The 23,504-nt window shown below is 72.5% G+C and carries 24 protein-coding genes; 8 read left to right on the forward strand and 16 right to left on the reverse strand.

The window, feature by feature from the left end; all coding sequences use genetic code 11:
- The first annotated feature begins 19 nt into the window (after positions 1–19).
- Positions 20–901: a sugar ABC transporter permease gene (locus AB0I79_RS15340; protein WP_357872452.1), complete on the forward strand. Its 882-nt coding sequence runs from the start codon at positions 20–22 to the stop codon at positions 899–901.
- On the forward strand, positions 898–1,758 hold the full coding sequence (locus tag AB0I79_RS15345) for a carbohydrate ABC transporter permease (RefSeq protein ID WP_357872455.1): 861 nt from the start codon (positions 898–900) through the stop codon (positions 1,756–1,758). Before AB0I79_RS15340 ends, AB0I79_RS15345 begins: the two co-directional genes overlap by 4 nt.
- Here the strand turns inward: AB0I79_RS15345 and AB0I79_RS15350 are convergent.
- The 9 genes from AB0I79_RS15350 to AB0I79_RS15390 form a co-directional block, all read right to left on the reverse strand.
- Positions 1,748–2,752: a 2-hydroxyacid dehydrogenase gene (locus tag AB0I79_RS15350; protein ID WP_357872458.1), complete on the reverse strand. Its 1,005-nt coding sequence runs from the start codon at positions 2,750–2,752 to the stop codon at positions 1,748–1,750. The two genes, AB0I79_RS15345 and AB0I79_RS15350, sit on opposite strands and share 11 nt — an antisense overlap.
- Positions 2,749–3,366 carry a histidine phosphatase family protein gene (locus AB0I79_RS15355; RefSeq protein ID WP_357872460.1) on the reverse strand — a complete coding sequence of 206 codons (618 nt, stop codon included), beginning with the start codon at positions 3,364–3,366 and terminating at the stop codon, positions 2,749–2,751. The genes AB0I79_RS15350 and AB0I79_RS15355 overlap by 4 nt, the downstream gene beginning before the upstream one ends.
- Positions 3,363–4,784 (reverse strand): FGGY family carbohydrate kinase, encoded by a 1,422-nt coding sequence (locus AB0I79_RS15360; protein ID WP_357872463.1) that lies wholly within the window; start codon positions 4,782–4,784, stop codon positions 3,363–3,365. The genes AB0I79_RS15355 and AB0I79_RS15360 overlap by 4 nt, the downstream gene beginning before the upstream one ends.
- The gene (locus tag AB0I79_RS15365) at positions 4,781–6,256 is read right to left on the reverse strand and encodes an FGGY-family carbohydrate kinase (protein ID WP_357872465.1); all 1,476 of its coding nucleotides are present in this window, start codon (positions 6,254–6,256) and stop codon (positions 4,781–4,783) included. Before AB0I79_RS15365 ends, AB0I79_RS15360 begins: the two co-directional genes overlap by 4 nt.
- Positions 6,256–7,488 carry a sugar ABC transporter permease gene (locus AB0I79_RS15370; protein WP_357872466.1) on the reverse strand — a complete coding sequence of 411 codons (1,233 nt, stop codon included), beginning with the start codon at positions 7,486–7,488 and terminating at the stop codon, positions 6,256–6,258. The genes AB0I79_RS15365 and AB0I79_RS15370 overlap by 1 nt, the downstream gene beginning before the upstream one ends.
- Positions 7,485–8,246: an ATP-binding cassette domain-containing protein gene (locus AB0I79_RS15375; RefSeq protein ID WP_357872469.1), complete on the reverse strand. Its 762-nt coding sequence runs from the start codon at positions 8,244–8,246 to the stop codon at positions 7,485–7,487. The genes AB0I79_RS15370 and AB0I79_RS15375 overlap by 4 nt, the downstream gene beginning before the upstream one ends.
- Positions 8,246–9,334, reverse strand: a complete 1,089-nt coding sequence (locus AB0I79_RS15380; RefSeq protein ID WP_357872472.1) for a sugar ABC transporter substrate-binding protein — start codon at positions 9,332–9,334, stop codon at positions 8,246–8,248. Before AB0I79_RS15380 ends, AB0I79_RS15375 begins: the two co-directional genes overlap by 1 nt.
- A gap of 133 nt (positions 9,335–9,467) precedes the next feature.
- On the reverse strand, positions 9,468–10,433 hold the full coding sequence (locus AB0I79_RS15385; RefSeq protein ID WP_357872475.1) for a sugar-binding domain-containing protein: 966 nt from the start codon (positions 10,431–10,433) through the stop codon (positions 9,468–9,470).
- A gap of 84 nt (positions 10,434–10,517) precedes the next feature.
- Positions 10,518–11,486 (reverse strand): DUF5937 family protein, encoded by a 969-nt coding sequence (locus AB0I79_RS15390; protein WP_357872478.1) that lies wholly within the window; start codon positions 11,484–11,486, stop codon positions 10,518–10,520.
- A gap of 65 nt (positions 11,487–11,551) precedes the next feature.
- Here AB0I79_RS15390 and AB0I79_RS15395 point away from each other — a divergent pair, with 65 nt between their 5' ends.
- The gene (locus tag AB0I79_RS15395; protein ID WP_357872481.1) at positions 11,552–12,817 is read left to right on the forward strand and encodes an MFS transporter; all 1,266 of its coding nucleotides are present in this window, start codon (positions 11,552–11,554) and stop codon (positions 12,815–12,817) included.
- Here the strand turns inward: AB0I79_RS15395 and AB0I79_RS15400 are convergent.
- A complete protein-coding gene (locus AB0I79_RS15400) occupies positions 12,814–13,788 on the reverse strand; it encodes a LacI family DNA-binding transcriptional regulator (protein ID WP_357873058.1) in 975 nt (324 codons plus the stop codon). The genes AB0I79_RS15395 and AB0I79_RS15400 overlap by 4 nt on opposite strands.
- A gap of 80 nt (positions 13,789–13,868) precedes the next feature.
- On the opposite strand from AB0I79_RS15400, the gene AB0I79_RS15405 reads away from it, so the two are divergent.
- The gene (locus tag AB0I79_RS15405; protein ID WP_357872483.1) at positions 13,869–15,041 is read left to right on the forward strand and encodes an MFS transporter; all 1,173 of its coding nucleotides are present in this window, start codon (positions 13,869–13,871) and stop codon (positions 15,039–15,041) included.
- A gap of 19 nt (positions 15,042–15,060) precedes the next feature.
- Positions 15,061–15,729 (forward strand): hypothetical protein, encoded by a 669-nt coding sequence (locus tag AB0I79_RS15410; protein ID WP_357872485.1) that lies wholly within the window; start codon positions 15,061–15,063, stop codon positions 15,727–15,729.
- Here AB0I79_RS15410 and AB0I79_RS15415 read toward each other — a convergent pair.
- Positions 15,698–16,291, reverse strand: coding sequence for a cysteine dioxygenase family protein (locus AB0I79_RS15415; protein WP_357872488.1), 594 nt, complete (start codon positions 16,289–16,291; stop codon positions 15,698–15,700). The two genes, AB0I79_RS15410 and AB0I79_RS15415, sit on opposite strands and share 32 nt — an antisense overlap.
- Positions 16,288–17,220, reverse strand: a complete 933-nt coding sequence (locus AB0I79_RS15420; protein WP_357872491.1) for an amidohydrolase — start codon at positions 17,218–17,220, stop codon at positions 16,288–16,290. Before AB0I79_RS15420 ends, AB0I79_RS15415 begins: the two co-directional genes overlap by 4 nt.
- Positions 17,221–17,852: 632 nt before the next feature.
- Here AB0I79_RS15420 and AB0I79_RS15425 point away from each other — a divergent pair.
- Positions 17,853–18,842, forward strand: coding sequence for a LacI family DNA-binding transcriptional regulator (locus tag AB0I79_RS15425; RefSeq protein ID WP_357872494.1), 990 nt, complete (start codon positions 17,853–17,855; stop codon positions 18,840–18,842).
- A gap of 160 nt (positions 18,843–19,002) precedes the next feature.
- On the opposite strand, the gene AB0I79_RS15430 is transcribed toward AB0I79_RS15425, so the two are convergent.
- Together AB0I79_RS15430 and AB0I79_RS15435 are read right to left on the reverse strand one after the other, a co-directional pair.
- Positions 19,003–20,349 carry an aromatic amino acid lyase gene (locus AB0I79_RS15430; RefSeq protein ID WP_357872496.1) on the reverse strand — a complete coding sequence of 449 codons (1,347 nt, stop codon included), beginning with the start codon at positions 20,347–20,349 and terminating at the stop codon, positions 19,003–19,005.
- Between the two features lie 9 nt (positions 20,350–20,358).
- Positions 20,359–20,739: a phage holin family protein gene (locus tag AB0I79_RS15435; RefSeq protein ID WP_357872499.1), complete on the reverse strand. Its 381-nt coding sequence runs from the start codon at positions 20,737–20,739 to the stop codon at positions 20,359–20,361.
- Between the two features lie 132 nt (positions 20,740–20,871).
- Between AB0I79_RS15435 and AB0I79_RS15440 the strand changes: the two genes are divergently transcribed.
- Complete coding sequence (locus AB0I79_RS15440; RefSeq protein WP_357872502.1) at positions 20,872–21,147, forward strand: hypothetical protein; 276 nt, start codon at positions 20,872–20,874, stop codon at positions 21,145–21,147.
- Positions 21,148–21,477: 330 nt separating this feature from the next.
- Here the strand turns inward: AB0I79_RS15440 and AB0I79_RS15445 are convergent, their stop codons facing one another.
- Together AB0I79_RS15445 and AB0I79_RS15450 are read right to left on the reverse strand one after the other, a co-directional pair.
- A complete protein-coding gene (locus tag AB0I79_RS15445; RefSeq protein ID WP_357872505.1) occupies positions 21,478–22,281 on the reverse strand; it encodes an FAD:protein FMN transferase in 804 nt (267 codons plus the stop codon).
- 51 nt (positions 22,282–22,332) lie between these two features.
- Positions 22,333–23,034 carry a hypothetical protein gene (locus AB0I79_RS15450; protein WP_357872508.1) on the reverse strand — a complete coding sequence of 234 codons (702 nt, stop codon included), beginning with the start codon at positions 23,032–23,034 and terminating at the stop codon, positions 22,333–22,335.
- 51 nt (positions 23,035–23,085) lie between these two features.
- Between AB0I79_RS15450 and AB0I79_RS15455 the strand changes: the two genes are divergently transcribed.
- The gene (locus tag AB0I79_RS15455; protein WP_357872510.1) at positions 23,086–23,478 is read left to right on the forward strand and encodes an OsmC family protein; all 393 of its coding nucleotides are present in this window, start codon (positions 23,086–23,088) and stop codon (positions 23,476–23,478) included.
- Positions 23,479–23,504: the final 26 nt, after the last annotated feature.

Here is a 23,504-nt window from a genome sequence, read left to right on the forward strand (position 1 = left end):
CCCCCGGAAGGGAAAGCATGTGAGGCGGGCACGCACGTGGCTGCCCGGACTGCTCCTCGTCGCGCCGTCGATCATCCTGATCGGCGTGTTCGTGTACGGCATGCTCGGCTGGAACTTCCGGGTCGCCATGACCGACCAGCACGACGCGGTGTCCGAGGGGGAGTTCGTCGGGCTGCAGAACTTCATCGACATCTGGGATCAGCAGCGATGGCACCTCTCGGTGAACCACGCGATCATGTTCACGATCGTGTTCGTGCTGGGCGCGCTGGTGCTCGGATGGTTGCTGGCGTTCCTCATGGAGAAGGGGATCAGGGGCGAGGGGACGTTCCGGGCGATCTACCTGTTCCCGATGGCCATCTCGTTCGTGGCGACCGGCATCGTGTGGCGGTGGCTGATGAACTCGGGCACGCAGGAGCGGGCGGTCGGGCTGAACCGGCTCTTCGACTGGATCGGGCTGCCGCAGTGGCAGTGGTTCCGGGACCCGGACTGGGGGATGGCGGCGATGGCGCTGCCGGCCATCTGGCAAATGTCCGGATATGTCATGGCACTCTTCCTGGCCGGCTTCCGGGGGGTGCCCGAGGAGCTGCGGGAGGCCGCGCGGGTGGACGGCTGCACCGAGTGGGGCGTCTACCGGTACGTCGTGCTGCCGCTGCTCCGGCCGGTCACCCTCTCCGCGCTGATCATCCTGGGGCACATCTCGCTCAAGGTGTTCGACCTGATCGTGGCGGTGTCCGGCAAGCAGATCATCACCGACGTGCCGGCGGTGTTCATGTGGGTGGCGGTGTTCGACTCCAACGATCCGGCCAAGGGGGCCACGATCGCCTCGTACATCGTGCTCAGCGTGGCGATCTTCGTGATCCCGTACCTGATCTGGTCGGTGCGCAAGGAGAGGCGATCATGACGGCGGTGGCGGGGCGCAGGGCGGCCGTCTTCGGGTGGGCCAGGTTCGGGCTGCTGGTGCTGTTCGTGGTGGTCTTCCTGATCCCCATCTACGTGCTGCTCGTCACCAGCTTCAAGCCGCTCACCGAGGCGGACCCGAGCCAGGCCTGGAACCTCCCGGTGACGTGGACGACCGAGGCGTGGCGGGTGGCGTGGGAGAAGCTCGCCCCCGGACTGTGGAACAGCGTGCTGCTCGCCGTCCCCGGGTCGCTGCTGTCGTGCGCGCTCGGCTCCATGAACGGGTACGTGCTGTCCAAGTGGCGCTTTCCCGGAGCGGACCTGCTGTTCACGCTGTTCCTGTTCGGGATGTTCATCCCGTACCAGGGGGTGATGATCCCGCTGGTGCAGCTTCTCGTGTCGATCGACCAGTTCGCCGGGCTGCAGGGGGTGTTCTACGGCGGCATCCCCGGGCTGGTGCTGGCGCACGTGGTCTACGGCATCCCGATCTGCACGCTGATCTTCCGCAACTACTACGTGACGATCCCCGACGAGCTGATCGAGGCGTCGCGGGTGGACGGGGCGGGGCTGCTGCGGGCGTACTGGTCGGTGGTGCTGCCCGTGTCGGGGCCCGCCATCGCCGTGGTGATCATCTGGCAGTTCACCTCGCTCTGGAACGACTTCCTGTTCGCCGTCTTCCTGACCGGGCCGACGAGCTGGCCCACGACCGTGATGCTGAACAACATCGCGGGCGCGCAGGCCACCCCGTACAGCCAGCAGATGGCGGCGGCCATCCTCGCGTCCATCCCGACGATGCTGATCTACGTGCTGCTGGGCCGGTTCTTCATGCGCGGGCTCATGGCGGGGGCGCTCAAGGGGTAGCGACGTGCGCCAGGGGCTCGCCGCGCACGTAGCGGGCCACGTCGGCGGCCACGATCGCGGCGGCCTTCATCGCCGTCTCCTTGCTGGCCCCGGCCAGGTGCGGGGTCATGACCAGGTTCGGCGTCGTGAGCAGGCGCGAGCCCTGGGGGATGGGCTCCTCGGGGAAGACGTCCATCGCGGCGCCGAACAGGTGGCCGGAGTCGAGCGCGTCGCACAGGGCGTCGTAGTCGAGCAGCGCGCCCCTGGCGCAGTTGACCAGGACCGAGCCCTTCGGCATGGCGGCGATCTCGGTGGCGCCGATCAGGCCGGCGGTCTCCGGGGTGGCGCGGGCGTGCAGGGAGACGAACAGGGAACGTTCGAGCAGCTCAGGCAGGCCGACGCTGTTCGGGGCGGCCACGTACGGGTCGTGGACGAGGACGTTCGCGCCGAAGCCCTCCAGCATGCGGGCCACGCGGCGGCCGATCGCGCCGTAGCCGACCAGGCCGACCGTGTTGCCCTCCAGCTCGGGGCCGACGTTGTCGTAGGTGTAGTAGTCGCCGCGCCACACGCCCGCCGCCAGGTCGGCGTGCGTCTGGGGGATGCGGCGGGTGGCGGCCAGCAGCATGGCCAGGGTGTGCTCGGCGGTCGCCACCGCGTTGCGGCCCGGCGCGAACGTCACCGCGACCCCGGCCCGCGCGGCGGCCTCCAGGTTGGCGTTGACCGGGCCGCCCCTGCTCACGCAGAACAGCCGCAGGTCGGGCGAGGCGTCCAGGACGCGCTTGGTGAGCGGGGCCATCTGGGTCACGCACACCTCGACGCCGCGCAGCGCCTCGATCAGCTCCTCCTCCACGTCGGAGGCCTCGTCCACCTCGCCCACCCGGCCGAACGGCACCACCGGCCACGGCAGCGTCAGCTCGCGGATGTCCACCTCGGTGGGGACCGCGTGCCGGATGGCGTCGATGAGCAGGCGGTTCTGGACGAAGTGATCGCCCGCGGCAAGGACTCGGATGGTCAACGAACGGCTCCAATCGGGGAGTTGTACTGCAGCATCGCCACCTGCCCGTCATCGCGGAGGCGCAGCTCGGTCAGGGCGCAGTTGTCCAGGCGCGGGAACAGCCGCCGGTACTCGCCCAGCGGCACGCCGATGAGCCGGCACAGGGCCAGCCTGATGGCGGTCGTGTGCGCCACCACCAGCACGCGGCCGCCCGGGTGCGCCGCCGCGATGTCGTCGAGCGCGGCGACGAAACGGCCGGCGGCGCGGTGCGGGTCCTCGCCTCCCGGGAGCGGGTGCGCGGCCGGGTCGGCCTCGAACGCGGCGCGGGCCTCAGGGAAGCGGGCCTTCATCTCGGCCGAGGTGAGGCCGTCGCCCTGGCCGAAGTCCAGCTCCCGCAGCCGCTCGTCGAGCCGTACCGTGGCGCCGGCCTTGGCGGCGGCGGTCTCGGCGGTGATCCTGGCGCGGCTGAGCGGGGAGGCCCAGACCGCCTCCAGGCCCGCTCCGGCCGCCCAGCCCGCCAGTCGCGCGGCCTGGTCGAGGCCGCGCGGGGTCAGCTCGACGTCGGTGATCCCGGCGTAGCGGTTCTCGGCGTGCCAGACGGTCTCGCCGTGGCGGACGAGCACGAGGTCGGTCATCGGGTGGTGGTCCTCTCGCGGGCGTGTGCGGCGGCGGTGGCGTCGAGCCAGCCGCGCCGTTCCAGCTCGGTGACGAACCGCAGGTACGGCTCGCGCAGGTCGGCCCCCGACGGCTCCACGACCGCCCTGGTCCTGATCATGCTCGCCGGGTCGCCGCCCGCCAGGACGGCCATGCCCAGCGCGGGCTCGGCGTTCTCCCGCAGCGTCACGGGCCGCCCCAGGACGTCCGCCCTGAGCCGGGTCCAGTACGCGCTCCGGGTGGCGCCGCCGGTCAGGACGAGCTCGCCGTCCACGGGGGCGCCGAGGAGGTCGAGGTAGTCGAAGCACAGGCGCTCGACGAAGGCCGCCCCGAGCAGGATGGCGGCGTACCGCTCGACGTCGTCGACCGGCTCGCCGAGCGTGAAGCCCTCGGCGCCGGGGGCGTCGAAGGGGAACCGCTCGCCGCGCGACACGAGCGGGTACGTGACGGCAGGGGGCAGCTCGCGGGTGGCCGCCTCGGCGCTGAGAGCGTCGAGGTCGCGGCCCGGCAGGTCGCGGGTCAGGGCGCCCGCGCCCGTGCTGGACGCGCCGCCCGGCAGCCAGGACCCGTCAGGAGCCCGGTGCGAGTACACGACGCCCAGCGGGTCGTGGATCAGCTCCTTCGTCACGCCCTTCAGCACGAGGGTCGTGCCCAGCACGGAGTTCCAGCTCCCCGCCCGCAGGGCCCCCGCGCCGAGCTGGGCCGCGCAGCCGTCCGTGGTTCCGGCGATCACGGGGGTGCCGGCAGGGAGGCCGGTCTCCTCGGCCGCCGCGGCGCACACCACGCCCAGCCGGGTGCCGGGCCGCACGACCTCGGGCAGCATCGCGCCGGGAACGCCCAGCGCGTCGAACACCTCCAGCGGCCAGCGCTCCTCGATGAGGTCCACGCCGGTCTTGAGCGCGTTGCTCAGGTCGGTCGCGACGGCGTGCCCGGTCAGGCGCCGGTTGACGAAGTCGCTCTGGTGGGCGAGCCGGGCTCCGGCCGGCGCGTCGCGCAGCAGCCACAGCAGCTTCGGCAGCGCCCAGTTCGGCTGCATGCGCCGGTAGCCGAGCCGCTCCCACACCTGCGCCCCCACCTCGTTGGCCCGGGAGGCGTCGGCGCGGCGGTCGTCGTACATGAGGGCGGGTGTCAGCGGGCGGCCCGACGTGTCCGTGAGCAGGATCGTTCCAGAGGTCGCGGCCACCGCCACGCCCTCGATGGGCCCGCCGGCGGAGCTCACCGCCTCGCGGGTGGCCGCGGCCAGCTCGCGCCACCACTGTTCGGGGTCCTGCTCGTGCCGGGGCCCGTCGCGGTGGCTGGTCAGCGGCCGGCTGCCGGTGCCGAGCACCCGGCCGTCGGCCGCGACGGCCATCGCCCGCACGCTCTGCGTCCCGAGGTCGATGCCGATCCACGCGCTCATGGACGGCTCCTCATGTCGCCCAGCAGCGGCCACGTGCTGGAGCTGGTGCCGCGCAGGGCGAGGAAGTCCTGGAAGAGCCGGTCGTAGAAGGCGCGGCGGCCGGGGTCGGGCTCGACCGCGTCGCGCAGCCGTACGTGCTCGGCGGCGGCAGCGGCCACGGACGGCGCGGCGCCCGTGGCGGCCAGCCCCACCAGGTACGCCCCCCGTGCCCCCACCTCGGTGTCGGCCGAGCGGTGCACGGGCAGCCCGGTGACGTCGGCGATCAGCCGCAGCCACGTGGCGCTGTTCGAGCCGCCCCCGCACACCCGCAGCTCGCCGGGCGCCGCCCCGGTGGCCGCCAGGCAGTCGCGGATGACCATCGTGAGCCCTTCGAGCACCGCCCTGGCCACGTCCGCGCGGTCGTGCTCGAACGACATGCCCAGCAGCGCCCCGCTGGCCAGCGGGTCGGAGAACGGCGCCCGCTCGCCCGCGGGCGACAGGTACGGCAGGAACGCCAGCCCGCCCGCCCCCGGCCGGCTCGACATTGCCAGCTCGCCCAGCTCGGCGGGCTCCGACAGCCCCAGCAGCCGGCACGTCCACTGCACCACCTCGGTCCCCGCGAACGTCGGGAACGCCCGCAGGTAGCCGCCGGGCAGCGCGATCGTGATGCCGATCGGCTCGCCGTCGAGGTCGGGGGAGCCGACGACGACCTCGGTGCAGAGCGTCGTGCCGAGGATGCCGCACGCCTGCCCGGGCTCCACCGCCCCCGCGCCCAGCGCGGTCGAGGCGATGTCGTACGGGGCCATCACGACGGGCGTGCCGGTGGCCAGCCCGAGCGCGGCGGCCGCCTCGGAGGTGAGCCCGGCGACGGGGCAGGGGCGGACCTGCGGGAGCAGCCGCTCGGCCCAGCCCAGCCCGAACATGGACAGCAGCTCCGGCGCGTACGCCCGCGCCCGCAGGTCCATGAACGGCGCCGACGCGTCGGACTCGTCGGCCACCAGCTCCCCGGTCATCCGGGAGAAGATCCACCCGCCGCAGGTCAGCATGGTGCTCGACCGGGCCAGCCGCGCGGGGCTGTGCTCGCCCAGCCAGGCGAGGACGGCGTGCGGCAGCCCGGACGCGGCCGAGGAGCCGTTGACCCGGAACGCCTCGGCGGCCAGCCCGTCGCGGGTCCACCTGTCGACGATCGAGGCGGCCCTGGCGTCGTTCCAGAGGACGGCGGGCCCGGTGGGCTCGCCGTCGGCGTCCACCAGCCAGCAGCCGTCGCCCTGGGCCGTGACCGCGACGAAGTCGGCGCCGCCGACCTGGGCGGCGACCTCGCGCACGGTGGCGGCGACCGCGTCCCAGACGGCGTGCATGGCCTGCTCGGCGTGGCCGGGCGCGGGCCTGGACACGACGGTCCCGCGCCTGGCCACGGCCGCTTCGGCGCCGGTGGAGTCGTACCCGACGGCCTTGATGACCGTGGTGCCCGCGTCCACGCAGATGATCGCCATCAGGCCCTGCCGTGGGAGGTCCTGGACCGGCGCGACACGGAGTCGACGATGACGGCGAGCAGCAGCACCGCCCCGGTGACCACGAACCGGATCGAGGAGTCGAGGTTGAGCAGGGTCAGGCCGCTGGAGATGGACTGGATCACGATGATGCCGAGCAGCGCGCCGAACGCGGTGCCGCGCCCGCCGAACAGGCTGGTGCCGCCGATCACGGCCGCCGCGATGGCGTTGAGGTTGACGTCGCCCGAGCCGCTGCTCTGGTTGGCCGCCGCCAGCCGGGCCGCGGCCAGGATGCCGCCGACCGCGGCGAACGTCGAGCAGAGCACGAAGACGGAGGTGTAGACGGCCCTGACGTTGATGCCCGCGCGGCGCGCGGCCTCCACGTTGCCGCCCACGGCGTAGACGGCGCGGCCCCACTTCGTCCGCGACAGCAGGTAGTGCATGATCAGCACGAGTGCCACGAAGAAGACGAACATCCAGCCCACGCCGCGCGTCTGCCCGAGGTACCAGACCACGAACGCCAGGACGGCCAGCAGCGCCACGCTCCTGAGGGCCAGCGTGGAGACACCCTTGGCCGACAGCCCGGCCCTGCGCCGCTCCCGCGCGTGCAGGTATCCGCCGGCGAACAGCCAGACGGCCGCGATCACGGCGAAGGTGTACGACAGCCAGGCCGGTACGAAGTCGAGCTGGGCGAAGTTCACCAGCCCCGAGTCGAAGGGCAGGTTGATCGAGCCCTTGGTGCCCAGCACGTAGAGCTGGAGCCCCAGGAAGGCCAGCAGCCCGGCCAGCGTGATGACGAAGCTGGGCACGCCGAACCGGTTGAAGAGCTGCCCGTACAGCCAGCCGATGACGGCGCCCATGAGCACCGACGCCAGGATGGCCAGCCAGACCGGCAGTCCCTCGCTCACGAACAGCACCGCCAGCACCGCCCCCGACAGGCCGCTGACGGAGCCGACGGACAGGTCGATCTGGCCGACCAGCAGCACGCAGACGATGCCGAGCGCGATGATGCCGACGGCGGCGGACTCCAGGGTGAGGTTCACCAGGTTCGCGCTGGACAGGAAGATCGGGTTCAGGATCTGGAACACCGACCAGATGACGATGAGCCCCACCACGACCGGGATGACGCCCAGGTCGCCGCCGCGGGCCCGCTCGACCACGTCGGTCAGCGCGCCGCGCAGCCCTTCCCGGCTCTGGAGCCGCTCGTCCTGGCGGTCGGTCGCCGTTGTCGTCACGACCTCTGTCCTTTCTGGGCGCGCCGGGACACCACGTTGTCGGTGGCGCCGGTGATGGCGGCGACGATGTCCTCGGTGGAGACGCTGCCCACGTCGAAGAGCCCGTTGTTGCGGCCGAGCCGCAGCACCGCGACGGTGTCGGCGACGGCCTTCACGTCCGCCATGTTGTGGCTGATCATGATGACGCCCAGGCCGTTCTCGCGCAGCCGCTCGACCAGGTTGAGCACCTCGGCCGTCTGGGCCACGCCGAGCGCGGCGGTGGGCTCGTCCAGGATGATGACCTTGGGGTCGCCGAGCAGCGACCTGGCGATGGCCACCGTCTGGCGCTGGCCGCCCGACAGCGCGGCGACCGGCACCCGCACGCTCGGGATCTTGGCGGAGAGCTGGCGGAGCAGCTCCCACGAGCGGGTCTCCATAGCCACGTCGTTCAGCCGGAGGGGGCGGATCTCCTGGCCGAGGAACAGGTTCTGGATGACGTTGAGGTTCTCGCAGAGCGCCAGGTCCTGGAAGACGGTGGCGATGCCCAGCTTGTGGGCGGCGGCCGGGGTGGGGATCTCCACCTCGCGGCCCTCGAACGTGATCGTGCCGCCGTCCGGCGGGTGCACCCCGGAAAGGATCTTGACCAGCGTCGACTTGCCCGCGCCGTTGTCGCCGACGATGGCGACGACCTGGCCGGCCGCGACATCGAGCTCGATGTCGGTGAGCGCGGCCACGGCGCCGAAGGTCTTGCTGATCCCGCGCAGGGACAGGACGGTCATCACTTGATCCCGAGCTCTTCGCAGCCCTTGGCGTACTCACCGGAGCAGACGTCGGCGGCCTTCATGATGCCGCTGTCGAACAGCACCTCCTTGATGTTCTCCTTGGTCACGACCGTGGGGACGAACAGCTCGGACGGCGTCTCGTAGAGGGTCGTCTTGCCGGCGGGCTTCTTGCCCTGCATGAACTCCCAGGCCACGTTGGCCGACGCCTCGGCGACGATCTTGATGGGCTTGGAGATCGTGTTGTACTGGTCGCCCGAGATGATGCGCTGGGCGGCGGCCACCTCGGCGTCGTTGCCGGTGACGGGCGGCACCTTCACGCCCGCCGCCTTGAACGCGGCGATCGCGCCGCCGCCGGTGCCGTCGTTGGCCGCGACCACGCCGACGATCTGGTCCTTGAACTGGGTGATCTGGCCGCTGACCCAGGTCTGGGCCTTCTCCGGCTGCCAGTCGGGAGTGTCGTACTCGGCCAGCAGCTTGAACCCGCTCGGGTCCACCGCGCTGTGGATGCCCTTCTTGATCAGCCCGGCCGCCGCGTCCGTGGGCGAGCCGTTGACCTGGAGGATGCCGCCCTCGGCGTTCTCCGCCTTGAGGTGGTCGACCAGCGATTGGGCGATCAGGGAGCCGATCTTCTCGTTGTCGAAGGAGATGTAGTAGTCGGCCGGGGTGGCCGGGATGGGCCGGTCGTAGGCGATGATCGGCACCTGCTGCGCCTGCGCGGACTTGACGATGGTGGCCGCGGCGGCGGAGTCGACCGGGTCGATCACGATGGCCTTGACGCCCTGGGCGAGCGCGGAGTTGGCCTGCTGCTGCTGCTTGGCGGCGTCGGAGTCGGCGTTCTGGTAGATGACCTCGCAGGTCGGGCAGAGCTGCTTCATCCTGGCCTCGAACAGCGGCTTGTCCTGCAGCTCGTACCGGGTGGAGGCGAGGTCGGGCATGAGGAAGGCGACCTTGGCGTTCTGCACGCCACCGTCGCCACCGCCGGTGCCCCCGCCTGCGTCCGGGCCTGAGCCGCAGGCCGCCAGCACGGAGACTGCGAGCACTGCCACTGCGGCGAACGCGGAGGTCCGCATATGAGCTCTGTTCACGGGTTTTTTTCCTCACTTACGCCGGGTCTGAACGCAACCTGCCCCCGACACAGGGAACGCCTTCACACGAGCGCACACCCTGTGGTGCGGCTCACGTTAGCGCGCGTTCAGAAACTTTGTCCAGCAAAAGTGTTCAGACTTGGTGAGCGGCTGCCAGGAGGCCCTCCGCCGTAGGCGTATCCGTCACGAGCTGGTTGAAGTACCCGCCCTTCGCGCCGGCCACGATCGAGAGCACCTTCTCCGCGCCGACCGCCACGGCGATCGTGTGGGGGATGCGGCGCAGCTCCTCCGGCTTGGCGGCCACCAGGCGCTCGCTGCCCGGGTACGTGACGGGCGCGCCGTCGCGGTCGTAGGTCCGCATGCACACGTCGCCCACCGCCTGGCGCAGGCCCTCGGCGTCGCGGGGCATCAGGGAGGGCACCATCTGCCTGGTCAGCGGGGGCGAGCCGACGCCCACGACCGCGCACTTGGCGTGCGCCCACAGATCCATGACGCGGCGCACGGAGGGCTCGTGCTGGAGCGAGTAGAACAGCTCGGGCCCCGGCAGCGCGGGCGCGTAGAGGTAGGCGGGCACGCCGCCGATGCGCTCGGCCAGGATGCGGGTGGTCTCGTTGGTCTGGAACCAGGGCTGCGGCTCCTCCTGGCCGCCCACGGCGGGGGCGATCGTGACACCGGGGTAGTGGCCGAGGCCCTCGCGGGCGCACTCGTACACCGTGGTGCCGGAGGAGACCAGCACGACGTCGCCCGACTCCAGGCCGACGGTGGCCAGCGCGCGGGTCACCCCGGGGGCCAGCCACGGGCCCAGCGCCGGGCCGCTGACCTTGGGCACCAGGTGGACGCGGTCCAGGCCGAGCGCCCGCGCCACCTCGGCGGCCAGCGGGCCGTCGCCCAGCGCGGCCGGGCGGTGCACCTTGATCTCGACGATGCCCTGCTTGCGGGCCTCGGTGAGCAGCCGGCTCACGGTCGCCCTGCTGACGCCCAGGCGTTTGGCGATGTCGCCCTGGGTGGCGTCCTCCAGGTAGTACTGCTGGGCCGCCGCGTACATCAGCTCGTGGGGGAACCTGGCCTGAGCCTCGGGTGCGACGTCGGCGGCATTCATTCGCGCGCTCCTGGGTGCGGTGCGTGAACATTTTTGCAGAACTGATGCGCAACAACTATAGCTTCGTGCTTCCCGGAGCACAGGCTAGCCGTTGATCAAGGCGTCGCCGAGTGGCGTGCGCGCGTACAACACGCTGCGGCCCGTACGCGTGCCCGCGATCAGCCCCGTCCTGCGCAGCGCGGCGATGTGCTCGCCCGCGGTGCCCACGCCCTGCCCGAGCAGGACGGCGAGCTGGGTGGTGGTGGCGGGCTCGGCCAGCTCGCTCAGGATGCGGGCCCGGCTGCGCCCGATCAGCGCGGCCAGGTCCCGCGGTGGCGGTGCCGGCGCGGCCGCGATGCCCCTGGCGGGATAGACCATCGCGTACGGCCAGTCGTCCTCCAGATAGGTGCCGATGGTCTCCATGAACGCCGAGGGCACGAAGAGCAGCCCCTTGCCGCCGAGCCGGTGGCTGCCCGTGGAGTTCATCTCGATCTCGATCCGGCCGCCGGCCCGCCAGTGCACCTTCGGGCTGAGGTCCTCCAGCGCCGCCTGCCAGCCGTACGCGGCCAGCCGCCCGGCCCGGTAGGCCACGTCCCGCTGCAGGATCGCCCGGAAGCGCGGCCAGTCGTGGGCGAGGATCTCCGTCCACAGCGCCTCGTACGCATCAGCGAACCGCGCCACCACCTCGGGCCCCAGCAGCAGCTCCCTGACCCAGCGGGCCACCGGAGGCCGCTTGGCCAGGACCCGCTCGATCTCCGCGTGCGCCTGCGCCGGCGGGGTCGCCCGCATGGCCGCCAGCTCTGCCTCGAACGGCACGTCCACGGCGGTCGGCGGAGGCGCGATGAAGTCGACGTTCGCGTCCCCCCTGTTGCCGCTGACGGCGCCGGCGGCCCGCAGCACGGGATGCCGCCGCACCAGCTCCCTGTACGTCCCGCGCCACCGCGCCACCCACGGGCCGTGCGCGCCCGCCCGGTAGCGGCCCGTCAGCACCCACTGCGCGTGCATGGTCTCGATCAGGGGCGAGATCGCGAACCTGCTCGCCATCAGATCCTGCGGAACGACCTCGATCGTCATCAGCACCTTTCGGTTATATCCGAAGAATTCGCCCCAGAGCTGGGGCCGGACCCAGCATCGTGAGCGTGAAGGCAGCGACGTTCGGCGAGGTGTTCGCCGTCAGGGAGTTCAAGGTGCTCTTCGGCAGCTTCGTGCTGCTGATCGCCGGCGACGGGGTCAAGATGCTGGCCCTGTCCGTGCTGGTGTACGAGCGGACCGGGTCGCCGGGGCTGTCGGCCGCGGCGTACATGGCCGGGTGGCTGCCGTTCTTCCTCGGCGGGATGTTCCTGCTCTCCCTGGCCGACCGGCTGCCGCCGCGGGCGCTGATGATCGCGGGGGAGCTGGTCAGGGCGGTCACCTGCCTGCTGCTGGCCTACGCCGGGCTGCCCGTGTGGGGCATGCTGGCCCTGGTGGTGGCCACGGGATTGTTCTCGCCGGTGTTCTTCGCGGCGCGGGCGGCGATGTTGCCCGAAGTGCTGCCGGGCGACGCGTTCGTGCTGGGACGGTCGGTCCTGAACGTGGCCTCGGCCGGGGCGCAGATCGTGGGGCTGGCCGCCGGGGGCGCCTTCCTGGCCTTCGCCGGGCCGCCAGGGGCGCTGGCGGTCACGGCCGGGCTGTCGGTGGTGGCGGCGCTGGTGCTGCGGTTCGGGCTGCCGTACCGGGCGGCGCGGCAGGCCGGTGGTCAGGGGGCGGCGCGGCAGGCCGGTGAGCAGAGGGCGGCGCGGCAGGCCGGTGGTCAGGGGGCGGTGCGGCAGACCTGGCAGGTCAACCGGCGGCTGCTGGCCGACGGGCGGGTGCGCGGGCTGCTCCTGGCCGGGTGGCTGCCGTGCGTGTGCCTGGCGGGCGCGGAGGCCATGGTCGTGCCCTACCTGGGCGGGCAGGGGGAGGCCGGGGTGGTGCTCGCGGCGGCGGCGGGCGGCATGGCGGTCGGCGAGTTCGTGGTGGGGCGGTTCGCGGCGCCCGCGCTGCGGGAGCGGCTGTCGATGCCGCTGGCGGTGCTGCTGGGGGTGCCGTGGCTGGGGTTCGCCGCCTCGCCGGGGGTCGGCTGGGCGGCCGCGCTGGCGGCGATGGGGGCGGCCGGGCTGGCGTACCAGCTCGGGTTGCAGCGGCGGTTCGTGGACGCGGTGCCGGAGGAGGCGCGGGGGCAGGCGTTCGGGTTGCAGTCGGCGGGGCTCATGACCGGGCAGGCGGTGGGGGCGGCGCTGATCGGGGCGCTGGGTGAGGTGATCGCGCCGGGGCAGGCCATCGCCGTGTCGGGCGCGGCGGGGATCCTGGTCGCGCTCGCGCTGGTGCGCGTGTTGCGGCCCGCGCCCGCCCAGGTCACGGCCCAGCCTTCCCCGAAGCGGGCCTAGCCTGCCGGAGGGAGTTCGCCCGAGCCGCGGGGGATGAGCCGTACCGGGAGTTCGAGGTGCTCGGACGGGCCGCCGTCGCCGCGCAGGCGGCGGAACAGCAGCTCGGCCGAGACCCGTCCCATCCACGACGGATCCTGCGCCACCACGGTCACCCCCGGCCTGAGCAGGTCGGCCAGCTCGAAGTCGTCGAACCCGACCAGCGCCACCCGCCGCCCTTCCAGGGCCCGCAGGGTGGTCACGGTGTGGCGGCCGTTGCCGGTGAACAGCGCCGTCGGCGGATCGTCCAGGGCGAACATGCGTGCCAGGTCCTCGCGGGCGGCCTCCATCGCGGGCGGCCGCATCGACACCAGCCGCCCGTCGAAGAGCCCGCCCAGCTCCTCGCGGTAGCCGCGCAGCCGCTGCGAGGCCGTGAAGATGGCCGGGTCGTCGCCGAGGAAGGCGATCCGGCGATGGCCGTGCGTCATGAGGTGGCGGACCGCCTGCCTGGCCCCGCCCACGTTGTCGGTGAGCACCGTGTCCACGTCGATCCCCGCACCCGGCGGCCGGTCGGCGAACACCACCGGCGTGCCGGTCTCCAGCTCGGGCCGCAGGTACGTGTGGTCGTCGCCCGCGGGCACCATGATCAGCCCGTCCACCCGGCGCGCGCAGAACGTCTCGACCAGCTCCCGCTCCCTGCCGGGCTCCTCCCCGGACGAGCCGCTCAGCAGCAGGCAGCCGTGCTCGATGACCACGCCCTCCACGGCCCTGCTCAGCCCCGAGTAGAACGGATCGGCCACGTCCTCGATGACCAGCCCGATCGTGGCGGTCCTGCCTCTGCGCAGCACGCGTGCGCTCTCGTTGCGGCTGTAGCCCAGCCGGTCGATGGCCGCGCGCACCCGCTCGGCGGTGGCGGGGTGCACGCCGGGCTCGCCGTTCACGACGCGCGAGACGGTCTTGAGCGCCACGCCCGCCGCCGAGGCGACGTCCTTCATCGTCGGTCTCACGCCTGGATCATGTCTCATGCGGCAGGGGCAGACAACGTTGTCAAGGCGTTGTGCGAGAGTGGTCCTCTATGTCGTTGAGATCCGCCTTGCTCGTGACCGGGTTCGCCCTGGCCGCGCTCAACCTCCGCCCGGCCATCGCGGGCATCTCCCCCCTCCTCGACGAGATCATGAACGACGTCGGCCTCTCGCCCGCGGGCGGCGGCGCGATCACCACGGTCATGGTGGTCTGCCTGGGCGTGTTCGGGCCGGTCACGCCGCTGCTGGCGCGGCGCATCGGGCTCGACCGCACGCTGATGGCGGGCCTGCTGGTCATCGCCGCGGGCGTCGCGCTGCGCGGCCTGGACGGCGCGCCCGTCCTCTACCTCGGCTCCGCCCTGGCCGCCACGGCCATCGCCGTCATGAACGTCTCCATGCCCGGCGTCGTCAAGCAGCACTTCCCCACCCGGGTCAACCTCATGACCGGCGTCTACGTCTCCTGCGTGGTGGCCGGCGCCGCGGCAGCGTCCGCCCTGGTCATCCCGATCGAGCACGCCTCCGGCTACGGCTGGCGCGGCGTCTCCGCCCTGCTCGCCGTGCCCGCCCTACTGGCGGCGCTGCTCTGGCTCCCGCAGGCGCTGCGCAAGCAGGGGGGCGGGCAGAACGGGCCGCGGCCGTTCGGCACCGTGCTGCGCAGCCGCGTCACCTGGTACGTCACCGGCCTCATGGGCCTGCAGTCGCTGACCTTCTACGTCATGCTGGCCTGGCTGCCCACGATCTTCCTGGAGGCGGGCCTGGCCGCCGACCAGGCCGGTTACCTGCTCAGCCTGACGAACGCGGTCCAGGTCGGCACCTCGCTGGCCGTTCCCGTCCTGGCGGGCCGGCGCGCCTCGCAGGTCCCGTACGTGGTCGGGGCCGGCGTGCTGACCGTGCTCGGCTACCTCGGCATGCTGCTCGCCCCGACGACCCTGCCGTGGGTGTGGATGATCGTGCTCGGCATCGGGCAGGGGGCCTCGTTCGCCCTGGCGCTGCTGATCATCGCGCTGCGCCCGTCCGATCCCGCCGAGGTGACGGCGCTGTCGGCCGTGGCGCAGTCCGTGGGGTACGTGATCGCGGCCGTGGGGCCGCTGCTGTTCGGGTTCCTGCGGCAGGTCTCAGGCGGGTGGACGGTGCCGCTGCTGGCGGGGCTGGGGGTGCTCGCGGGGCAGATCCTGGCGGGCTGGTTCGCCGGACGCCCTGCTACGTTGGGCAGAGCCGACCCTTAGATCCTCCAGGAGTTGCAGCGTGCTGACCGAGACGCTCCAGCGGATGGCCGACGGGCGCGGCGGGGTGATCGGGGTGGAGCCCGGCCTCGTCATCGAGCCCGACGAGAGCTGGACACCGGTGCGCGAGCTGGTGCGGGAGCCGTACACGCTGCTCACGCGGCTCGTGGACGAGACGGCCGCGCGCTGGAACGCGCCGCGGCACGTCGGCGCGGCGCTGTTCTGGAAGACCTACGGCTACTGGCACACGCTGCCCATGGCGCTCGGGTGGGCGCTGGACGGGCGGGTGCCGGTCATGCGGTTGGCGGAGACGTACTTCAAGGTGTCCGGCGCGGGGGTGACGCTCGCGGCCACGCGCGTGAGCTGGGCCTCCGGCGCCGGCGCGATCCGCGAGGCGCTGGAGGAGTCGCAGCGGCCGCTGGTCGAGGCGATCAGCTCCCTGGCCAAGGTGGGCGAGCGCACGTTGTGGGGCTCCACGGCCGAGGCCATCGCCCACCCGCTGACCTCGATCGTGCCGGGCGACTACATGAAGCTGCTCAGGGAGCTAGGCCGGCCGCTCGACGGGCTCGTCGAGCCCGCCGGCGACGGCTACTTCCGCAGGACCTGCTGCCTGTGGATCGCGCTGCCCGGCGTGGAGCCCTGCGGGAGCTGCTGCGTGCTCAGGCCACGGAGCCGACCGGATCGGGGCTGAGCGCCGTCACGCCGGCGGGCTCGGGGGCGACCGGCTCGGGGCCGGTGTCCATCGGCCGCAGCTCGTCGGCGTAGCTCACCGAGACCCGGCGCATGACGCCCGTGCCGTCGATCGAGTACTGGCCCAGCCGCCACAGCGGCGGCGAGTACGCGTGGATCGACACGCTCTGCTCCACCGCGCCGGTGAGCCGGTGGATGTGGTCGGGCCCGAACGAGAACGACTGCCCCTCGGGAACCACCGTCTCCAGGTGCTCGCCGCCGATGCGCGGGTTGCACTCCTTCAGCGCGCCCTGGACCACGTGCACGGCTCCCGAGGAGGTGTCGTGGTCGTGCCAGCCCGTGTCGTCCTCGGGGCGCCAGCACAGCAGCCAGACGTCCACGTACGCGTCGCGGTAGAGCGAGGCGTAATGACGGCCGCCGTCGGCCGGGAAGTCCACCTGGTCGCGCCACTCCGCGGGGTTGGCGGCCAGCTCGTTCACCAGGTCGCGCAGCTCGCGCCGGTCGAGCACGCGCTCCGGGAGCCTGGCACAGGTGCCCCCGTCCTGGATCTGCTCAGTGTTCACGTACGAGTCTCCTTTCCGCTGATGAGGCGACGGGGGTTGACGACCTTGATGGCGTGGTCGGCGGCCGCGCCGAGGCCGGGTTCGGGTGCTCTGGCGTAGGGGGCGTCGGAGCCGTTGACGACGACGTCGATGCCGAGCTCGCGGACGATCGCGTCGATGGCGCGCGGGCCGTAGGAGGAGGTCTCCACGAAGAAGTTCGGGTCGACCAGGCCGCGCCCGCCGCCGCCCCTGGCGATCAGGCGCTCGGAGTGCAGCGGCGCCAGCCCCGCGAGCAGCGCGAAGCAGACCCGCAGGCGCGGGTGCCTGGGGCGGACGACGGCGTGGAAGTAGTGCCACGACGCGTGCATCTGCTGCACGTACGGCACCAGCGCGGGCCACCACGGCGGCGTGGCGGGCGCGTGCTCGCCGCGCGGGGACGGTGGCGTGGCGGATGCGTGCCCGCGGTGCGGGAACGGTGGCGTGCCGACCGCGGGTCCGGCCGGCCCCGGGTGCACGAACAGCGGCAGGTCGCGGCTGGTCAGCACCTCGAGCAGCTCGTCGCCGGGCGTGGCCGTGGCCGGGATCTGCAGCCCCGCGAACCCGCGGTCGAGATCCTTGGCCAGGCGGTCGGGGTCGGGCTCGCTGTGGCAGGTGGCCGCCCAGGCCCCGTACGGCTCGCCCAGCGCCAGGGCGCCGTCGTGGTAGGCGTCGATGAGCGGCCAGCACTCCTCGGGCGGCAGGAACTCGATGCCGAGCGGGCTCGACAGCGACACCAGCGCCAGCTCAAGGCCGGTGGTGTCGCGCTGCTCGTGGTCGGCGGGATCCACCTCGTACGGCGGCTCGCCGTCGAGGACGAGCGTCCAGCCGTCGAGGTACGGAGGGGTGTCGCGGGCGCGCAGGGCATCGACGAACGCACTCGTCCACAGGTGCTGATGCACGTCGATGCTCATCGGCGGGCGCCTCCTTCCGCTATTTCCTACTCACAATACATGTAAACGCTCTGTACTGCGACGTCCATACCGTGAACCGTTTCAGTGATACGGTTCAGTGAACCGCTTCACTTAGCGCTTGTCAACGGGCGGGGACCCCCGGAGGGCCGCCACGAGCTCGGCGAGCGCCGGCTGGGCGGCGGCCGAGGCGCAGGGACCGAGGCGCAGGGACCGAGGCGCAGGGACCGACGGCCACGAGGGAGGCCGCCGGCGCCGACGTCCCGCCCGGGGTGAGGGCGAGCGGGGGTAGTTCCTTGCGGGCGTCGATCGCGTACCCGCCGCCCGTGCCGCGGATGCCGGTAATCGGCACGCCGGCGGCCCGGAGCGCGCCAGCTGACGCTCGACCGTCCTGGAGCGCGGCCAGCTGACGCTCGACCGTCCTGGTGCTCACGCCGGTCCGCTCGGTCGGCGAGCGCGCTGTGAGCTTTGCGCGGCGCGGTGGCCCGCAGCTCCTCGATCAGCCGGCGCCGGCGTTCGACCCGGGGTACGACGGGGTGCGGGCTGGTAAGCACGGATTTACGGGATGACGGCAAACCTGACAAATCGATGACAGGGAATCTGCTTCTGTCGGCGTCACGCAATAGGCTTGCGGAATGCCTCGCAAGAGAGCGACCATCCGTGAGGTGGCCCAGGCCACAGGCCTGTCACCGGCGGCCGTCTCCTACGCGCTCCGCGGCCTGCAGGTGTCGGAGGAGACCATGGAGCGGGTGCGCGCCGCCGCCGCCGAGCTCGGCTACGAGGCCGATCCCATCGCCAGGGCTCTGGCCAGCGGGCGCACCGGCATGATCGGCCTGCTGTGCGGCTCGCTGGAGGATCTCTGGCAGCAGTCCCTGGCGGTCGGCATCAGCAGAGGGCTGCGGGAGAAGGACCGCTACGCCCTCATCCTCGACGCGTTCGGCGATCCTGCCAGGGAGCGGGCCCTGGCCCAGCAGCTCCGCGACCAGCGCGTCGACGGCATGATCGTGCAGCCGATCGACCCGGCCGCCGAGTTCTGGCCCGAGCTGTGCGAGTCGCTGCCGGTGGTGGCGATCGGCGACTCGATCTCCGGCACGGCCGGCGAGGTCGTCTTCGACAACCGCAGCGGGGTGACGCTCGCCCTCGAGCACCTGCGCGCGCTCGGCCACCGCCGCGTCGCTGTGCTCACCTCGACCCAGGCCAGCACGCCCGACCGGCCCGCCGACGTGTACGTCACGGCCGAGGCCGACCGGCTGGGGCTGGACATCGAGGTCGCCACCGCCCCCCACGGGCTGGCGGGGGCCACCGCGGCCGCCCACGAGCTGCTCAGCGGCGAGAAGCCGAGCGCCGTGTTCTGCTTCGCCGACTCGATCGCCTACGGCGTGTACGCGGCGGCGCAGGAGCTGGGGTTGTCGATCCCGGGTGACGTGTCCGTCATGGGCTACGACGATCATCCGATGTCGGGGCTGCTGTCGCCGGGGCTCACGACCGTCGACTGGGACATCGCCGGGATCGTGCGGGCGGCGGTGCGGCTCATCTCGGCGGCGGCCGACGGCGGGGCCCGACGGCGGCGCGTCATGCAGAAACCCACGCTCAGGGAGCGCGGGTCGGTGGCGCGCGTGCCCTGAGGTCGCGCTGGTGGCGCGGGTGCCCTGAGGTGGTGCCGATCGCTCGGATGCCTTGCGGTCGCGCTGGTGGCAGGGGTGCCCTGAGGTGGCGCCGGTCGGCCGGGTGCCTTGAGGTCGTGCCGGTCGTTCGGGTGCCTTGAGGCCGCGCGTCCTGAGGCGCCTAGCCCGGTGACAGCGCGCTGCGGGAGCCCTCCAGGTCCGCCGTGAGGGGGCGGTCGGGGCCCGGTGCGCGCAGGGCGCGGGTGGCGGCGGTGCGCTCGCAGGCCAGGACGAGCTCCAGAGGCTCCACGCAGGACAGGGCGTGACGGGCGGCCTGGGTGGCGAACCCCGCGTGGTCCTCCACGCCGCGCGAGATCACCGCCGTGCCCGTGGTCACCGGGCCGGCCAGGTGGCGCAGGGTGGCCAGGGCGTCCTGGGCCACGTACTCGAGGATCAGCGCGCCCGAGGCGCCCGGCCGGTCGGCGAGGAACGGCAGGCGGCCGGTGTAGGCCGGGTCCATGAGCGTGCCCAGGCGGGACGTGCTGAGCTGGGCCGTCTGCACGAGCGCGGCCCGCAGCGCGTCGAGCGCCAGGGCCACGGGGGCCGAGTGGAAGTTGCCGTTGTGCCAGGCGAGGGAGGCGGCGAAGAGGGGGTTCTCGGTGGCCGCGTTGAGGTCGGTCTCGATCGTGGTGACGGCCCGGCCGAGCGTGTCGAGGGCGGCGCCGTGCACCTGGGCGAAGGCGCGGAAGCCGTACGGGTCCTGGACGCGGGTGGTGGGCTCGGGGGCGAGCAGGCCGCGCAGCCGGGCGGCCACGACGGCCTGGCCCGGTTGCGGGCGGGCCTCCTGCACGACGGCGGCCAGCGGCTCGGGCGAGGCGTCCACGGCGGTGAACGACATCACGGCCACGTCCATGGCCGCGTCGAGGAGGTGGCCCAGGCGGTGACAGGCGAGGGCGGCGTCGGCGAGGGTGGCGGCGCCCGAGCTGATGAACGGCAGCGCGTCATCCGAGGTGAGGGGGTGGCGGGGGCCGCGTTGGGATGGGGTGGGAGCGTGCGCGCGCGACGCCGGAGGGTCGTGGTGCCAGGGCAGCTCGCCCAGGAGGCACAGGGCGGTGGTGGCGAGGGCCGTCAGGTCGCCGGTGCCGATGGCGCCGTACGTGTGCAGGGGCGGGGTGTAGCCGTGGTTGATCGCGCGGGCCAGCGCGAGGCAGACGGCCGGGTCCACGCCGGAGCCGCCCGCCAGGATCTGGTTGAGCCGGACCACCAGCATGGCCCTGGCCCGGGCGGGCGGGATGGGCGGCCCGGCGGCCACCGTGTGGCTGCGCAGGAGGTCGAGGCCCGCGCCCGCCACCACGACGTCGCGGTTGGCGCCCACGCCGGTGCTCCTGCCGTACACGGGGCTGGTCAGCTCCTGGGCGGTGACCCACGCGGCCCGGGCACGATCGAGGGAGGCGATCGTGACCCGGGCCCCGCCGTACGCGACCTCGTGGACCTGCGCGCAGGTCAGGCCGGCACCGTCGAGCTCCATGGGGGAGGGTCAGTCCTTGTCGGGGATGAACAGGCCGAGCAGCCAGCTCACCAAGCTGACGATGACCGCGCCCCAGAACGCCGCCGGGTAGAAGTTGTCGACGTGGAAGGGGATGTCGAACTCGCCCGCGATCCAGCTCGTCAGGTAGAGCATGGCGGCGTTGATCACGAGGAGGAACAGGCCCAGGGTCAGCACGATGACGGCGCAGCCGAGCGCCTTCACGATGGGCTTGACGATGGCGTTGATGACGCCGAAGATCAGCGCCACGAGCAGCAGGACGCCCCAGTATCTGGCCGAGTTGGTGGGAGCGTCGACGTCGATGCCGTCGATGAACTGGATGGCCACCCACAGCGCCACCGCGGCGGCGAGGGTTCTGATGATGAATCTCACGCTGGTTGATCCTCCCACTTGAGATCGGCACTCGATAGAGGGCGTAGTCACAACGATGCCCGACCGTCACTGTCCGTAGTCCCGGTTATCGTCGCTCCAACGGGGGAACAGGCGTGCAGGGGAGGGAGCGAAATGGACGCGAACGGGCTCGAGTCGCTGCCGGCCAACGAGTTGCACGAGCGAGCGGTGCGGTACGCCGTACGCCATGGGGACCTGGGGTTCCTGTGGGAGCTGCTGAAGGTGATCCCGGCCGCCGAGGCCGCCAGCGGTCACGCCAACGAGACCGCCAACGACCTCAGCAAGGTCTCCGCGCTGCTCAGCGACGCCATCGCGGCGGGCGAGGGCAAGCTGGGCGATGCGCTGCGGCCGGTTTACATCGACTACCTGCGCAAGCATCCCGACGCCTAGCCGGCCTACCGGCGCCTGGCCGGCGCGGGCCGCCGCCCCCGGCGTGCCCCGTCGGCCGGACGCCTCGCAAGGGCGCGGCCCGCTCAGGTGACGGGCGTGACCGGCCAGGCGAAGGATGCCCCGAGGCAGGCGGAAGGCGTGGCCGAACCCCGCGGAAGGCCGGACCAAGCGAAAGGCCGGGCCGGACGGGGTTGCGCCGGACCAGGCGAAGGGCCGGGCCGGACGGGGTTGCGCCGGATCAGGCGAAGGGCCGGGCCGGACGGGCCGCGCCGGGCGGGGCCGGCGAGGGTGTGCCGGGCCAGGCGGAGGGCCGGGCCGGAGCGAGGTGGGTCAGCCTGCGAGGCGGGCCTGCGTGCCGCTGTGGTCGAGGAAACCGGGCGTGGTGAGCTCCTGGCCGTCCCTGGTGATGATCATCGTCTCGTACGGCCCCGACCGCGCGAGGTCGGCGGCGAAGCGGCGGCCCCGGACGGGCCCCATGGCGTAGACGGCGGTGGCGTAGCCGTCGGCCATGCCGAGGTCCGGGCCGATCACGGTGACCGAGCCGAGCCCGTCGGCGGCCTGCCCCGAGTGCGGATCGACGACGGACGAGCCGCCCGAGGTGGCGACGCCCAGGTCGTGGGCGAAGACGACCTTGCGTACGGTGTCGGTGCGTGGGTCGCGGATGCCGATGCGCCAGCGCCTGCCCGGCGCGGAGGAGCCGCGCACCCTGATGTCGTTGCCCGCGGTGATGCGGTGATCGCCGGCGCCGGCGTTGGACAGGGCCCGCGACAGGCGCTCCAGCGCCCAGCCCTTGATGTAGCCCGACGGGTCGATCACGCCGCCGATGCGGGGCTCGTACCAGCCGCCGGTGGCCTCGCTGAGCTCCTCGCAGCGGTGCAGGACCTCGATGAGCTCGGGAACCTGCCTGATCGTCCCGCCGCGGTTGAGGCGGGCGATCTGGCTGTCGGGCCTGGCCGGGTCGAAGGTGTCCTCCACCCACCTCAGCCAGGCGAACGCGTCATCGAGCAGGGGGGTCAGCTCACGAGCAGGGAGCGCCGTGCGGATGTCCACGCTGACGGGCGTGCCCATGATCATCTCGACACGGGCGCTTCCTGGGAACGTCGTCGCGGACTGGGCGATCTGAGAAGTCGTCACCTTGCCTCCTTGTCCTGGGACCCACGCTGCCAGGTGGGGCGTATGGTGAGCCTAAACCCTTTGTCCTGATTTGAAATGAATCTGTGACTTGGGGATGGCAAGGCGTGACAGCGCGCCCCCCACGTACCGCTTGAACCGCCGCGGCCCCGCCACGACCACCTCGCGCTCGGCGATGTCGGGGATCTCGCGGCTCAGGCCGGAGGCGCTGACGCGCTCCTTGACCCGCGGGTCGTGCTCGTCGCCCACCACGAGGATGAGGCTGTAGCGCCGCTCCAGGTCGCGCAGCTCGTCGGTGGCGCGATCCGCTCGGTAGACGGCCACGGTGTCCGTCGCGCCGGCCAGGCGCTCGCGCAGCGAGTCCGGGTCGAGCCCGGTCGCGATCAGCAGGGCCGGCCTGGTCCCGTGGGGAACCCGGTGGCTCCGGACGGCCATCACCGCCGCCATGGCGTAGAGCAGCAGCGAGCCCACCCGGCTCAGGCTGGTCACGTGGGCCGTGGAGCTGAACTGGTGCGCCACCAGCAGCGCGCCCGCGAGGTAACCGCCGAGCCGCAGGCGCTGCCTGGCCTCCTCGGTGCGCAGGTAGTCGGCGGCCTTGACGCTGAGGAAGCCGAGCGCCACGAGCAGCGCCGCCGCCGCCAGGGCGGCCGGGGACCAGGGGTAACCGAAACCAGGCCCGATCGCGCCGAACTCGGCCACCGCGACCCCGCTCCAGAAGAGGATCGGGCCCTGACGAACATTCACCTCGCTAGCCATGACTTCACGATCCTGAACGAACATGAAAGGTTCCTGAGTAGGGTCTGAAACATGGCTAACGTACGTGTCGAGCGGACTGAAGAAGGCGGATTCCGGGCAACCAACGCCCGCGGCGCCGAGGTGCTCATCGGGAGCGGCGACGAGGACGGGGTGTTCACCCCCGTCGAGTTGCTGCTGGCGGCGGTGGGCGGGTGCAACATCGTGACCGTCGAGCCGCTCACCGCCAAGCGCGGGCATCGGCTGGTGCGGCTGGCGATGACGGTGCAGGCGGAGAAGGTCGAGCAGAACAAGCTCGGCCCGGTGACGATCACGTACGACGTGGAGTTGCCCTCCGAGGAGGCCGACGAGGTGTTCAGGGCGGTGGCGGGCCGCGTGCACGAGAAGTACTGCACGGTGAGCCGGTCGCTGGAGGAAGGCACTGAGGTGCGGTTGGAGCTTCCGTAGGCGGATAAGACAGATATTCGACCCCG

Origin of the sequence: Nonomuraea sp. NPDC050202 (genome assembly GCF_040656115.1) — a bacterium.
Taxonomy (GTDB): Bacteria; Actinomycetota; Actinomycetes; order Streptosporangiales; family Streptosporangiaceae; genus Nonomuraea.

Bases quoted from the DNA above. Each gene is read 5' to 3' on its own strand.
- AB0I79_RS15345 (WP_357872455.1), top strand. From the start codon at position 898: ATGACGGCGGTGGCGGGGCGCAGGGCGGCCGTCTTCGGGTGGGCCAGG.
- AB0I79_RS15355 (WP_357872460.1), bottom strand. From the start codon at position 3,366: ATGACCGACCTCGTGCTCGTCCGCCACGGCGAGACCGTCTGGCACGCC.
- AB0I79_RS15360 (WP_357872463.1), bottom strand. From the start codon at position 4,784: ATGAGCGCGTGGATCGGCATCGACCTCGGGACGCAGAGCGTGCGGGCG.
- AB0I79_RS15365 (WP_357872465.1), bottom strand. From the start codon at position 6,256: ATGGCGATCATCTGCGTGGACGCGGGCACCACGGTCATCAAGGCCGTC.
- AB0I79_RS15375 (WP_357872469.1), bottom strand. From the start codon at position 8,246: ATGACCGTCCTGTCCCTGCGCGGGATCAGCAAGACCTTCGGCGCCGTG.
- AB0I79_RS15385 (WP_357872475.1), bottom strand. From the start codon at position 10,433: ATGAATGCCGCCGACGTCGCACCCGAGGCTCAGGCCAGGTTCCCCCAC.
- AB0I79_RS15390 (WP_357872478.1), bottom strand. From the start codon at position 11,486: ATGACGATCGAGGTCGTTCCGCAGGATCTGATGGCGAGCAGGTTCGCG.
- AB0I79_RS15400 (WP_357873058.1), bottom strand. From the start codon at position 13,788: ATGAAGGACGTCGCCTCGGCGGCGGGCGTGGCGCTCAAGACCGTCTCG.
- AB0I79_RS15405 (WP_357872483.1), top strand. From the start codon at position 13,869: ATGTCGTTGAGATCCGCCTTGCTCGTGACCGGGTTCGCCCTGGCCGCG.
- AB0I79_RS15420 (WP_357872491.1), bottom strand. From the start codon at position 17,220: ATGAGCATCGACGTGCATCAGCACCTGTGGACGAGTGCGTTCGTCGAT.
- AB0I79_RS15425 (WP_357872494.1), top strand. From the start codon at position 17,853: ATGCCTCGCAAGAGAGCGACCATCCGTGAGGTGGCCCAGGCCACAGGC.
- AB0I79_RS15430 (WP_357872496.1), bottom strand. From the start codon at position 20,349: ATGGAGCTCGACGGTGCCGGCCTGACCTGCGCGCAGGTCCACGAGGTC.
- AB0I79_RS15440 (WP_357872502.1), top strand. From the start codon at position 20,872: ATGGACGCGAACGGGCTCGAGTCGCTGCCGGCCAACGAGTTGCACGAG.
- AB0I79_RS15450 (WP_357872508.1), bottom strand. From the start codon at position 23,034: ATGGCTAGCGAGGTGAATGTTCGTCAGGGCCCGATCCTCTTCTGGAGC.
- AB0I79_RS15455 (WP_357872510.1), top strand. From the start codon at position 23,086: ATGGCTAACGTACGTGTCGAGCGGACTGAAGAAGGCGGATTCCGGGCA.